The 12591-nt window shown below is 63.6% G+C and carries 14 protein-coding genes; 4 read left to right on the top strand and 10 right to left on the bottom strand.

Features of this window, described 5'->3' with window-relative positions; all coding sequences use genetic code 11:
• Positions 1-69: 69 nt before the first annotated feature.
• Positions 70-1473 (bottom strand): L-serine ammonia-lyase, encoded by a 1404-nt coding sequence (locus tag AC0L2U_RS17650; RefSeq protein ID WP_127269560.1) that lies wholly within the window; start codon positions 1471-1473, stop codon positions 70-72.
• A gap of 178 nt (positions 1474-1651) precedes the next feature.
• Between AC0L2U_RS17650 and AC0L2U_RS17645 the strand changes: the two genes are divergently transcribed.
• The gene (locus AC0L2U_RS17645) at positions 1652-2365 is read left to right on the top strand and encodes a DUF599 domain-containing protein (protein WP_127399310.1); all 714 of its coding nucleotides are present in this window, start codon (positions 1652-1654) and stop codon (positions 2363-2365) included.
• Here the strand turns inward: AC0L2U_RS17645 and AC0L2U_RS17640 are convergent.
• The 6 genes from AC0L2U_RS17640 to AC0L2U_RS17615 form a co-directional block, all read right to left on the bottom strand.
• Positions 2344-3135 (bottom strand): YdcF family protein, encoded by a 792-nt coding sequence (locus AC0L2U_RS17640; RefSeq protein WP_127276740.1) that lies wholly within the window; start codon positions 3133-3135, stop codon positions 2344-2346. The genes AC0L2U_RS17645 and AC0L2U_RS17640 overlap by 22 nt on opposite strands.
• A 125-nt stretch (positions 3136-3260) precedes the next feature.
• Complete coding sequence (locus AC0L2U_RS17635) at positions 3261-4826, bottom strand: amidase (RefSeq protein WP_127810474.1); 1566 nt, start codon at positions 4824-4826, stop codon at positions 3261-3263.
• On the bottom strand, positions 4826-5281 hold the full coding sequence (locus AC0L2U_RS17630) for a GNAT family N-acetyltransferase (protein WP_127380854.1): 456 nt from the start codon (positions 5279-5281) through the stop codon (positions 4826-4828). The genes AC0L2U_RS17635 and AC0L2U_RS17630 overlap by 1 nt, the downstream gene beginning before the upstream one ends.
• A gap of 8 nt (positions 5282-5289) precedes the next feature.
• The gene (gatC, locus tag AC0L2U_RS17625) at positions 5290-5577 is read right to left on the bottom strand and encodes an Asp-tRNA(Asn)/Glu-tRNA(Gln) amidotransferase subunit GatC (protein WP_127272494.1); all 288 of its coding nucleotides are present in this window, start codon (positions 5575-5577) and stop codon (positions 5290-5292) included.
• A 118-nt stretch (positions 5578-5695) separates the two neighbouring features.
• Positions 5696-6112, bottom strand: coding sequence for a hypothetical protein (locus AC0L2U_RS17620; RefSeq protein ID WP_473602333.1), 417 nt, complete (start codon positions 6110-6112; stop codon positions 5696-5698).
• 24 nt (positions 6113-6136) lie between these two features.
• A complete protein-coding gene (locus tag AC0L2U_RS17615; RefSeq protein ID WP_292630831.1) occupies positions 6137-6844 on the bottom strand; it encodes a metal-dependent hydrolase in 708 nt (235 codons plus the stop codon).
• Between the two features lie 123 nt (positions 6845-6967).
• Between AC0L2U_RS17615 and ruvX the strand changes: the two genes are divergently transcribed.
• Entirely contained in the window at positions 6968-7474 is a 507-nt protein-coding gene (ruvX, locus tag AC0L2U_RS17610) for a Holliday junction resolvase RuvX (RefSeq protein WP_128308140.1), read from the top strand.
• On the opposite strand, the gene AC0L2U_RS17605 is transcribed toward ruvX, so the two are convergent.
• The 3 genes from AC0L2U_RS17605 to AC0L2U_RS17595 all read right to left on the bottom strand — a co-directional run bounded on the left by AC0L2U_RS17605 (position 7392) and on the right by AC0L2U_RS17595 (position 10124).
• The gene (locus tag AC0L2U_RS17605; protein ID WP_127272493.1) at positions 7392-7733 is read right to left on the bottom strand and encodes a DUF6105 family protein; all 342 of its coding nucleotides are present in this window, start codon (positions 7731-7733) and stop codon (positions 7392-7394) included. The genes ruvX and AC0L2U_RS17605 overlap by 83 nt on opposite strands.
• Entirely contained in the window at positions 7733-8302 is a 570-nt protein-coding gene (locus AC0L2U_RS17600) for a hypothetical protein (RefSeq protein ID WP_127810477.1), read from the bottom strand. Before AC0L2U_RS17600 ends, AC0L2U_RS17605 begins: the two co-directional genes overlap by 1 nt.
• A 193-nt stretch (positions 8303-8495) precedes the next feature.
• Complete coding sequence (locus AC0L2U_RS17595) at positions 8496-10124, bottom strand: DNA alkylation response protein (protein WP_473602332.1); 1629 nt, start codon at positions 10122-10124, stop codon at positions 8496-8498.
• 192 nt (positions 10125-10316) lie between these two features.
• On the opposite strand from AC0L2U_RS17595, the gene AC0L2U_RS17590 reads away from it, so the two are divergent.
• Together AC0L2U_RS17590 and AC0L2U_RS17585 are read left to right on the top strand one after the other, a co-directional pair.
• The gene (locus AC0L2U_RS17590; protein ID WP_127327334.1) at positions 10317-11276 is read left to right on the top strand and encodes an aspartate carbamoyltransferase catalytic subunit; all 960 of its coding nucleotides are present in this window, start codon (positions 10317-10319) and stop codon (positions 11274-11276) included.
• Entirely contained in the window at positions 11273-12559 is a 1287-nt protein-coding gene (locus AC0L2U_RS17585; RefSeq protein ID WP_473602330.1) for a dihydroorotase, read from the top strand. The genes AC0L2U_RS17590 and AC0L2U_RS17585 overlap by 4 nt, the downstream gene beginning before the upstream one ends.
• The last annotated feature ends 32 nt before the right edge of the window (positions 12560-12591 follow it).

Here is a 12591-nt window from a genome sequence, read left to right as displayed (position 1 = left end):
GGTTAGTCCCGCACGCGAACGCGTCAACGACCGGATCGACTTCTCCACAGTGGCGGTTTAGGCCAGCCTTCAGCACTCCACGACGTTGACTGCAAGCCCGCCAAGGCTGGTTTCCTTGTACTTCTCGTTCATGTCGAGGCCGGTCTGGCGCATGGTCTCGATCGCCGCATCGAGCGGTACGAAATGGATGCCGTCGCCCTTGATGGCCAGTGACGCTGCGGTCACCGCCTTGACCGCGCCCAGCGCATTGCGTTCTATGCACGGCACCTGCACCAGCCCGCCGACCGGATCGCAGGTCATGCCGAGATGATGTTCGAGCGCGATCTCGGCGGCATTCTCGACCTGCTCGGGCGTGCCGCCCATGACGGCGCACAGGCCGGCCGCCGCCATCGCCGACGCGGAGCCTACCTCACCCTGACAGCCGACCTCGGCGCCCGAGATCGATGCGTTGGTCTTGATGATGCCGCCAACGGCGGCAGCCGTCAGCAGGAAATCACGAATGCTCGGCTGGTCCGCCTCGGGATGGAAATGCAGCCAGTAGCGCAGCACCGCCGGCAGCGTGCCGGCAGCGCCATTGGTCGGCGCGGTGACCACGCGGCCGCCGGCGGCATTTTCCTCGTTCACGGCCATGGCGTAGATCGACAGCCAGTCATTGGCGAGCAAAGGATTGGGCTTGTTCTGCTGCCACTGCTCCTGCAGCTTATCGTGCAGCATGCGGGCACGGCGGCGCACCTTCAGCCCACCCGGCATGATGCCATCCTGCGACAGGCCACGGTCGATGCAGCCCTTCATGGCGCTCCAGATTCCGTCGAGGCCGGCGTCGAGCTCCTCGCGCGTCATCTGCGTCTCCTCGTTGACGCGTTTCATGTCGGCGATGGAAAGGCCGCTTTTGCCGGCCATGGCCAGCATCTCGACCGCATTCTTGAACGGATAAGGCACTTTCTTGCCTTCGGTTGTCACCGAACCCTTGGCTTTCATCCGCTGCAGTTCTTCTTCGGAAACCACGAAGCCGCCGCCGATCGAATAATAGATGCGCTTGAGCAGCAGGCGGCCGCCGGCGTCATAGGCGTAGAACGCCATGCCGTTGGCGTGACCGGTGAGCGGCGTCTTGCGGTCCAGCACCAGATCGGTGGCCGGATCAAAGCGATAGGAGGGATGGCCGGGCGGCGAAATGCGCTTTTCGGCGGCGATGCGGCTGGCAATGCCATCGGCCTGGTCGGGATCGACCGTCTGCGGCGTCAGACCGGCAAGGCCGAGCATGACGGCGCGATCACTGCCGTGGCCAATGCCGGTGTAGGCGAGTGACCCGTGCAGGCTCGCGCCAAGCCGGTCAACCTTGACGCCCGCCGGACGCGGCCAGTCATTTCCCGCGACCTCGTCGAGAAACCGCGCAGCGGCGGTCATCGGCCCCATCGTGTGCGAACTCGAGGGTCCTATGCCGATCTTGAACAGGTCGAAAACCGAAAGGAACACGCGGCGTTGTCTCCTGGAGTCAGGTCGAGGACTACATATAGGAATTCCCACGATGTTTCCGCTCTTTTGGAAATCGCGGCGCTGCACCCGCCGACCTTGTTTGCTCCGGCAGCGACATTGGTACGATCGCTGTATGCGGACATCGAAGCGATTGCGCTGAATGTGATAAATTCAGTCCATGGGCGATTCCCTCGATCTTTCGACAGCCGATCTCGCGGCGCTGGCCTTCTTCCTCGTCGCGTGGCTGCTGCACACGTTCGCCTCCGATGGCAAGCTGGTCAGCCGCATATCGCTGACGACGGCGATGAATGCACAGCGGCAAGCCTGGATGCGGACCATGGCCGAGCGCGAGATCCGCATCGTCGACACCGCCATTATGAGCGGGCTGCAGCAAGGCACCGCCTTCTTCGCCTCCAGCTCGCTGATCGCCATCGGCGGCTGCTTTGCCCTGCTCGGCGCGTCCGACCGGGTTCTTGAAGTGCTCAGCGACCTGCCCCTGGGTGGCGCGCCGTCGCGCGCGGCCTTCCAGATAAAGGTGTTCGGGCTGGTGCTGATCCTGGCGTTTTCGTTCTTCAAATTCGGCTGGGCGTACCGGCTGTTCAACTATTGCACGATCCTGATCGGCGCCGTGCCGATCCCGCATGGCGAAGCCTCACGCAATCCGGTCACCGAAACGGCGGTGTGGCGTGCGGCGCAAATGAACATGCTGGCCGGAAAGCACTTCAACTCCGGCCTGCGCGGGGTGTTCTTCTCGATCGGTTATCTCGGCTGGTTCGTCGACCCCATGGTGTTCGTGTTGTCGACGCTGTTGCTGCTGGCCGTTCTGGTGCGGCGCCAGTTCTTCTCGGCCGCCAGGCAGGCGGTGATCGGTCAGCCGCCTGGAAAAGGCTGATCGATCCGGCCAGACAGCCAATAGGCAAAAAGCCCGATCCATTCGCGGATGGCCATGGTGGTGGCCTGCAGTGAGTCGGCCGGATTATCGCGGAACAGCCCGATGCCTTCTTTGCCCGAGGTGCGATAGTCGACCGGCCAGGGAACGGTGGCGAAGCCAGCCTTGTCGAACAGCGCCTTGGCGCGCGGCATATGGAAGGCTGAGGTCACGAGCAGCCAGGTCTCGCCGGGCTTCGGCGTGACCAACTCCTTGGTGAAGACCGCGTTCTCATAGGTGTTGCGGGATTTGTTCTCCAGGATCAGACGATCGGCGGCCACGCCAAGCGCGGTGAGCAGGCGCGGCGCGGTTGCGGCATCGCCCTCGCCATCGAGAAACAACGCGCCGGTGCCGCCGGAGACGACCACCTTGGCGGTGGGAAAGCGCCGGGCCAGAACTGCGGTCTCGACCATCCGATCGCCGCTGCTGTTCAACTCATAGCCGCCGCGCGCCAGATTGATGGCGCCCTCAAAGCCGCCGCCGAGCACGACGATGCCGTCGACCTTTGCCGGCAGCGGCGGGCGCGCGAAGCGCTCTTCCAGCGGATTGAGCATCATGGCGCCGAGCGACGTCCAGGCTGACAGCGCAAGGATCAGAAATGCCAGCAAGCTGCCGGTGGCCGCCAGCCGCCGGCGCCCGATCATGGCCGCGAGCAGTCCCGCCAGCAGCAGGAAGATCGCCAGGTTCAGCGGCTGGATGAAGAACCAGAATATCTTGGACAGGTAGAAGAACATCGCTCACCCCATTGCAGCGCCGCGCGGGCGTGGGCGCTCAAAGGACGCTAACACTTTGATTTTGCGTAGCATCCTTCCGAAAATCGATTCCGACTTTCAGGGCATCCGCTAGACGAGCGACGTCCCTACCACCACTTCTCCGGCTGGAACGTGCCTGCGGCCTGCTCGATGACGGCGGCGGTCTGGAACAGGGTTTCCTCGTCGAACGGCCGACCGATCAGCTGCAGCCCGAGCGGCAGGCCCTTGGCGTCGAGCCCGGCGGGCACGGCGATGCCCGGCAGGCCGGCCATGTTCACCGTGACGGTGAAGATGTCGTTGAGGTACATCTTGACCGGATCGGCAGCCATGTCCTCATCGGCGACGCCGAAGGCGGCGGACGGCGTTGCCGGGGTCAGGATGACATCGACGCCGGCGGCGAAGACCGTCTCGAAATCCCGCTTGATCAGATTGCGCACCTTCTGCGCCTGCAGGTAGTAGGCGTCGTAGTAGCCGGCCGACAGCACATAGGTGCCGATCATGATGCGGCGCTTGACCTCGCGGCCGAAACCGGCGGCGCGGGTCTTCTCATACATGTCGACGATATCCTTGCCCGGCACGCGCAAGCCGTAGCGGACGCCATCATAGCGGGCGAGGTTGGATGACGCCTCGGCGGGCGCCACGATGTAATAGGCGGGCAGCGCGTATTTGGTGTGCGGGAGGGAAATGTCGACAATCTCGGCGCCGGCGTCCTTCAGCCAGGCAATGCCCTTCTGCCACAGCGCCTCGATCTCTTCGGGCATGCCGTCGACGCGGTATTCCCTGGGAATGCCGACCTTCATGCCCTTGATCGGCTTGCCGATCGCGGCCTCATAGTCCGGCACTGGCCGGTCGACCGACGTCGTGTCCTTCGGATCGACCGAGGCCATCGACTTCAACAGGATCGCGGCATCGCGCACGTCGCGCGCGATCGGGCCGGCCTGGTCGAGCGACGAGGCGAACGCGACGATACCCCAGCGCGAGCAGCGGCCATAGGTCGGCTTGATGCCGACCGTCCCGGTGAAGGCGGCCGGCTGGCGGATCGAGCCGCCAGTATCCGTCGCGGTCGCGCCGGCGCACAGGAAGGCGGAGACTGCCGTGGCCGACCCGCCGGAAGAGCCACCCGGCACCAACTGCGCATTGTCCAGGCTGCGCACGGTCCTCGTGCCGCCGGCCGAGACGAAGCCGCCGTCGCCTTGATGCGTCGTCGGCATCACCGCAGTATCGAGGCGCGAGCGCCGCCACGGATTGATGACCGGACCATAGTAGGACGTCTCGTTGGACGAACCCATGGCGAACTCGTCCATGTTGAGCTTGCCGAGCATAACGGCGCCGTCGGCCCACAGATTTGACGTAACGGTCGATTCGTAGCGCGGCTTGAACCCGTCGAGCACATGGCTGCAAGCCTGCGTGTGGACGCCTTCGGTGCCGAACAGGTCCTTGATCCCCAACGGAATGCCTTCCAGCGCACCGCCCTCGCCCTTGACCAGCCTGGCGTCGGACGCCTTGGCCATGTCGCGCGCCTTGTCGCCGGTCACGGCGACATAGGCATTGAGCGCCGGATTGGCGCGCTCGATAGCGCCGAGATAGGCCTCGGTGATCTCGGTCGCGGTGATTTCCTTGCCGCGCAGCTTGGCGCGGGCCTGTGAAATCGTCAGCTGGGTCAGGTCGCTCATCAAAGGCTCTTTTCGTAAAACACCGACCACTCAGAATCGGGATAATCCAGCACCGGGCCGCAACGCGAAAACCCGGCGCGCTCGTAGACTGTCCACGCCGCGGGATGACGATCGCCCGTCTCCAGCACCAGTCGCTTCAGTCCCTCGTTGCGCGCCAGCGCCTCGACCCGCTCAACGATTTTCGCGCCGATCTTCTGGCCGCGATGCGACGGCCTGATATACATGCGCTTGACCTCGCCAATGGCGCCGTCATGACGCTTCAGCGCGCCGCAGCCAATGGCCAGGCCTTTATCTCGGGCGATGAAAACCGTCGTGTCCTCACCGGCCATCTGCTCAACCGTCAAATGGTAGCAATGCTCCGGCGGCGTCAGTTCGAGCAAGGTCTCGTTGAGTTCGGTGACCAGCCCGCGCAGGTCGTCCTGGAGCGGCGTCTCAATGGCGATCTCGATTGCCATCGGCGGACTTACTCCACGACCTTCGGCACGAGGAAGAAATTCTCTTCGGTCGCCGGCGCGTTGACGACGATGTCGGCCGCCTTGCCGCCGTCGGTGACGACATCGCTGCGCTTCTTCATGTCCATCGGCGTCACCGAGGTCATTGGCTCGACACCGGAAACATCGACCTCGTTCAGCTGCTCGACGAAGCCCAGAATGGCGTTCAGCTCGCCGGTCATCCGTTCGGCATCCTCTTCGCTCACCGCGATGCGGGCGAGATGCGCGACGCGCTTCACTGTCTGAAGATCTACGGACATGTTTTTGCCTCGGGGAAAACCAGTTCGGGCTATAGCGGCGCCGCGCGCGCTGCGCAACATGCATCGTGCGAGAGACCAGGCTGTGCCGACGGCCCGCTCGTCGGCTCTCAGAATACGTCTATGGCAGGGCAACGCCTTCGCACAGATAGTAGCTGCCGCTGTTGCCGCTTGCTTCGCTTTCGTCGTCGACGGGCCGAACCGACACGAGATCGATCTGCTTCGCGTTCATTTGCGTCACCGAGAGAACGTCGGGAAAGACATAACCCGGTTCCTGGCAGATGGCCGTCACCGCCCAGCTCGGCGAAGCCGTCGCCTTGCTGATCTGCAGAAACTCGCAATTGTATTCGACGCTTTGCAGGCCGTATGCCGAAAGCACGATGTTGCCGGCGTCGATCAGCGTTTGCAGCGTGTCCTTCTTGGCCTGTTTGCAAAGCTCCTCGGACTGAAGGTAGACGCCTTCAATGAAATCATCCGCGGCGAGCGCGGGCGACGCCGCAATCAGTATGGAAACGCAAAAAGATTGCCTCAAAGCCATGGTTTTATTCCATTTTGGCTGCTTCTAAATCGTAATCGTCTCGCCAATCTTGGGCAAAGCCACCTTGATGCCGGATCCTTCCAGGCCGGCCTCGAACTTGTCGGCGGTCGGGTCGATCATCGGAAAGGTGCCGAAGTGACAGGGAACCACGGTGTCGAACTTGAAGAAGCGCCGGCAGGCAAGTGCGGCCACCGCGCCTCCCATGGTGAAGCGGTCGCCGATCGGCACAATGCCGATCTTCGGCTCGTGCAACTCGTTGATCAGCGCCATGTCGGAAAAGATGTCGGTGTCGCCCATGTGGTAGAGCGTCTTGTCTTCCGGGAAATGCAGGACGAGGCCGCCCGGATTGCCGAGATAGGTGTTCTGGCCGCCATCGCCGGGAAATGAAGATGAATGCAGCGCCTGGACGAAAGTGGTGGTGAAGCTGCCGCAATCGACTGTGCCGCCGATGTTGCCCGGGTTGATCTTCTTGTCGCTGGCGCCCTTGCCGACCAGGTACATGCAGATCTCGAAATTGGCGACTAGCTGGGCGCCGCTTTTGCCAAGCACTTCCAGCGCGCCGCTGATGTGGTCGCTGTGGCCATGCGTCAGCAGTACATGCGTGATTCCCTCCGCCGGTCCCTCCCAGCCGCCCTTCCAGGACGGATTGCCGATCAGATAAGGATCGATGAGGATCTTGGCATCAGCGGTCTCGATGCGAAAGGCCGAGTGGCCGTACCAGGTCAGTTTCATGAATGCATTCCTCGATTTTTATCTTGCCAAAGGATAGAACGCCGACGGCCCCGAGATCAAAGGGTTACTGTGTCCACCACGCGTTTGACAAAACACGTGGTGGTGAAATGCGAAGGACGGCCGGTGGGCATTATCACGATCGAGGAATTGCCGGCGCGGCTGACCGGCGGCAAGACGCTGGCGGGACTTGACCTCGGCGACAAGACGATCGGCGTCGCGGTCTCGGACCAGAGATTTTCCTTCGCCCATCCGCGCCCGGTCATCATGCGAAGGAAATTCTCGCTCGATGCGGCGGTGCTGCTCGCCTTGCTGCATAAGGAGAATGCCGGCGCGGTGGTGATTGGGCTGCCGATCAACATGGACGGTTCGGAAGGTCCGCGTGCGCAGAAATCGCGCGCCTTCGTTCGCAACATGGCCCAGATGAGCGACCTGCCCTTCGTGCTCTGGGATGAAAGACTATCGACGGTCGCGGCCGAAAGGACGCTGATCGAGATGGATTTCTCGCGCCGCAAGCGCGCCGGCAAGATCGATTCGGCGGCAGCCGCGTTTATTCTGCAGGGAGTTTTGGACCGGCTTCAGTCGCTCCACGCATCCGCTCGAACGGAACCGGACCCGCCCAGCGCTGTTTGACCCAGCCGGCGATTTCGCGGCGACGGCGGAAAGCCCAAAGCGCCATCAGCAGCAACCCGTCGAAGACGCACGTCTTCGCCACCATGCCGGGAATGATCGCCGGATCGATGCCGAGCATCTGACCATAGAGCTGGAAGAAGAAGTCGTGCATCTGTCGGCTGAGCATCGTGTAGCCGAAATTGATGTCGTTGGCCGACAGATAGAACCAGCCCCAGAAAATCGCCATCGGCGCCGCCCAGAACCCGAAGATGTAACGCATCAGCGGCCTCCCCTGTGATTGGAGCCGGTCTTGGAGACCGTTCGGCCTGATATGAGTGAGAGCAGCGAATTGTGAGCCGCGGCTTTTGCCATGTCATGCGCGACGGCATGGATCTCGCTTTCGCCGGAAGCCGCTGCCACAACCACGGACCGCCGCTCGGCAAGCATGGCGACATAGGACGCCAGAAGTGCCGTCAGCTGCACGGCAACCGCCATGAACAGCCCGTTGATGCCTTGCGCAGCACCTCCGATGACGATCAGCGACAACATGCCGGACGCGCAGATGAAGGCGATGCGGGCGACGCTGTCGGCGCCGGGACTGGTCGCGTCGTTGACCAGGGCTTCGACAAAGGCCCAGAAAAACAGAACCGCGACGACAAGCAATGCGGTGGCGAGCGGCGCCACGACAACGAAATTGTCGAGGTCGACGAAGCGGGTACCCTCGATTGTGGTGCCCAGCACGCCGAGTGCCGCCGCCACACCCCGGTTTCCGTCGATGCAGATGAGCGCAAGCAGGGCGAAAACAATCGCCCAGTGCAAGGCCAGAAAAGAGGTCAGTACCTGTCGCATCGGTGTTCCTGCTTCGCAAACCAAGAGACGGCCAATCTGAACCATTCCCTGCTCGCGCCGGGACAGTGGGCCTTGCCGTCCGCCATCGCAACGAAAACCATTTGTTAAGGTTAACAGCGATTAGCCATACGCGTGAGGATGCCGCCAACGCGTCAAAACTGTGGATGGCGCCGATTTTTGCGATGCTCGCCGCTCAGTTCACCGGCGGATAGAGCGTGTCGATGATCATGCGTGCATCGTGGCGCGAATCGATCATGCCATAGGTGTTGCGCCATTGGCCGGCCAAACGCGTCTCGACGAAAGCGTCGGCGATCCGCCCTGCCCCCAGGCGGCGCAATTCCGCCGCCGCAGCCGACAGTGCCAGCTGCTCGGTCAGCAGCCGGGCCGAACCTTCGTCGGTTGAGGCAACCTGCATCGCCGCCTTCAGAACGCCGATCGTGCCGCGTCCGCCGGCGCCGAGATCACGGTCGATGCCGGCCAGCACATCCTCGAACAGGCCGGGCGCACGGCCGAGCACGCGCAGCACATCAAGCGCCATGACATTGCCCGAGCCTTCCCAGATCGCGTTGACCGGGGCCTCGCGATAGTAGCGGGCGAGTGGCGCCTCCTCGACGTAGCCGTTGCCGCCTAGGCACTCCATCGCCTCATAGAGCAGCGGGGGCGCGATCTTGCAGACCCAGTATTTGACGACCGGCGTCATGGCCCGGGCAAACGCCGCCTCGCCGCGATCGCTGGCCGCCTCGTCGAAGGAGCGCGCCAACCGGAACGACAGCGCGGTGGCGGCGGCGACGTCGAGCGCCATGTCGGCCAGAACGCGCTGCATCAACGGCTGCTCGATCAGGGTCGAACCGAACACCTGGCGATGGCGGGCGTGGTGAACGGCCTCGGCGAGGCCCGCGCGCATGATCGCCGACGAGGCGATGGCACAATCGAGCCGGGTCAGGGTGACCATGTCCATGATCGTCTTCACACCGGCACCGGGTTCGCCGACCATCTCGCCGAGGGCATTGACGAATTCGACTTCGGAGGAGGCGTTGGAACGGTTGCCGAGCTTGTCCTTCAGTCGCTGAAAGCGGAAGCCGTTGCCCGAACCATCACCGAGAACGCGCGGCACGAGGAAGCACGACAGCCCCTCCGGCGCCTGCGCCAGCACCAGGAACGCATCCGACATCGGCGCCGACATGAACCATTTGTGCCCGGTCAGACGAAAAAAACCGCTGCCGGCGCGTTCCGCCCTCGTCACATTGGCGCGCACATCGGTGCCGCCCTGCTTCTCGGTCATGCCCATGCCGAGCGTCAGCCCGGTCTTCTCGACCGGCGGTTTCTGGCTCTGGTCGTATTTGCGCGTCGTCACGCGCGGCGCCCATTCGCGAAACAGTTTTGGGCTGGCCATCAAGGCCGCCAGCGAAGCGTTGGTCATGGTGATGGGGCACAGATGCCCGGTCTCGAGCTCCGCCGTCAGATAAAACCGGGCGGCACGGACTTGATGGCGGCGGCCGATCTCGGTGTCGCCGTTCTCCCACACCGAGGAATGCAGCCCGTTGGCCACAGCGCGGCGCATCAAGGCGTGATAGGCGGGATGGAACTCGACCACGTCGATGCGCCGTCCCTGGCGATCATGCGTCCTGAGCTTCGGCGTCTCGACATTGGCGAGGCGCGCCAGTTCCTGCGCCTCCTGCGTCAGCACGAAGCGGCCGAGACCGTCGAGATCTTTGCGCACCGGATCGGAAAAACGCTCCGCGAGCTGGATCAGCAACGGATCGCCCCGCCAGGCGTTGCCGCCCGTCAGCGGCGGCGGCTGGTTCGTCACGTCGTCGGTCACGCCCAATCCTTCTATCGTCAGAAAGCCACGAATCCGAGGCTGTCGGCTAGATATAGCCAAGCCATGCAGCGCGCGCGATGAAAATACCGGCCGATACAATCGGCCATTATACGAAAAAATTGAGGAGAACGGCTGCAATGCAAAGCTGGCGCTTGCAGCCGCAAAGTCTCCACCCTATAGCAGCGCCTTGAGATGACCGACGCTTCGTCCCCCTATCCTCATCGCCATCTTCTGGGCATCCGCGACCTTTCCCCCGCCGATATCGAGCTGTTGCTCGACAGGGCGGACCGAGCGGTCGCGATCTCGCGGCAGTCCGAGAAGAAAACCTCGACGCTGCGCGGCCGCACACAGATTAACCTCTTTTATGAAGCCTCGACGCGCACGCAGTCGTCGTTCGAGTTGGCCGGAAAGCGGCTCGGCGCCGATGTGATGAACATGTCGGTTGCGAGTTCTTCGGTGAAGAAGGGCGAAACGCTCATCGATACGGCGATGACGCTGAATGCGATGCGGCCCGACATATTGATCATCCGTCACCAATCGGCCGGTGCGGCCGCGCTTCTGGCGCAGAAGGTCGGCTGCTCCGTCGTCAATGCCGGCGACGGCGCGCATGAACACCCGACACAGGCGCTGCTCGATGCGCTGACCATTCGTCGCGCCAAGGGCCCGCTGTCGAAGCTCATCGTGGCAATCTGCGGCGACATCCTGCATTCGCGCGTGGCACGTTCCAACATCATGCTGCTCAACGCGCTCGGCGCGCAGGTGCGCGTCGTCGCACCGTCGACGCTTCTGCCCACCGGCATCGAGAAGATGGGCGTCATCGTCACCCGCTCGATGGCCGAGGGCCTCAAGGACGCCGATGTGGTGATGATGCTGCGCCTGCAGCGCGAGCGCATGGAAGGCGCGTTCGTGCCTTCGGTGCGCGAGTATTTCCGCTATTTCGGCCTCGATGCGGAAAAACTGAAGGCGGCCAAGGGCGATGCGCTGGTGATGCACCCCGGGCCGATGAACCGCGGCGTCGAGATCGCCTCGGAAATCGCCGACGGTCCGCAGAGCGTCATCCAGGAACAGGTCGAAATGGGCGTCGCCGTGCGCATGGCCGTCATGGAAGCGCTGCTTGACCCGCGCCGCAATCATGAAGGCCGCGGCGCATGAGCATAACGGTCTTCGAGCGCGTCCGCATTATCGACCCGTCGCGCGGCATCGACGAAGTCGGCGCCGTCGTCGTCGACGGCCGCAAGATCGTTGCCGCCGGCAAGGCGGCGCTGAACCAGGGCGCGCCCGAGGGCGCAACCGTTGTCGACTGCGCCGGCAAGGCGATCATTCCAGGCCTGATCGACGGCCGCGTCTTCATCGGTGAACCGGGCGGCGAGCATCGCGAGACTATCGCGTCGGCAAGTGTCGCGGCGGCGGCCGGCGGCGTCACCTCCATCGTCATGATGCCCGACACCGATCCGGTGATCGACAATGTGGCGCTGGTCGAGTTCGTGCTGCGCACGGCCAAGGACACGGCCATCGTCAACGTCTTTCCGGCCGCGGCGATCACCAAGGGCCTCGACGGGCGCGAAATGACCGAGTTCGGCCTGCTGCGCGAAGCCGGCGCGGTCGCCTTTACCGATGGCCGCCACACCATATCGAGCGCGCTGGTGATGCGCCGCGCGCTGACCTATGCGCGCGACTTCGGCGCCACCATCGTGCACGAGACGCAGGATGCGGACCTCGGTTCGTCCGGCGTGATGAACGAGGGCCTCTACGCCAGCTGGCTGGGCCTCTCCGGCATTCCGCGCGAAGCCGAATCCATCCCGCTGGAGCGCGATCTGGCCCTGGCGCGGCTGACGCATGGTTCGTACCATGCAGCAAAGATCTCGACGGCGATGGCAGCAAACGCCGTCACACGTGCGAAAGCCGACGGGGCGACGGTGACGTCAGGCGTGGCGATCCACAATCTGTCGCTCAATGAAAACGATGTCGGCGAATACCGCACCTTCTTCCGTCTGACCCCACCTTTGCGCGCCGAGGAAGACCGGCTGGCGATGATCGAGGCGGTCAGGGACGGCACGATCGACATCATCGTCTCCTCGCACGATCCGCAGGATGTCGACACCAAGCGCCTGCCCTTCGCCGATGCGGCGGCCGGCGCCATCGGGCTGGAGACCCTGCTGAGTGCGGCCCTGCGGCTCTACCACAATGGCGACGTGCCGTTGCTCAGGCTTATCGAGACCCTATCCACCGCTCCCGCAAAACTGTTCGGCCTGCCCGGCGGCACGCTGAAGCCGGGCGCTGTCGCCGATCTTGCGCTTGTCGACCTCGACGAACCCTGGATCGTCAGCGAGAGCGGCATTCGTTCGCGCTCGAAAAACACCTGTTTCGAAGGCGCGCGGCTGCAAGGCAAGGTCTTGCAAACGCTGGTTGCGGGCCGCACAGTGTTCTCCGTCTGAGCCGGCTACCGCGCACCGCGCGTGATCCGGCT

The organism is Mesorhizobium sp. WSM4808 (assembly GCF_055811675.1).
Note: the sequence above shows the minus strand (reverse complement) of the source record. Positions and strands in the feature narration are given on the sequence as shown.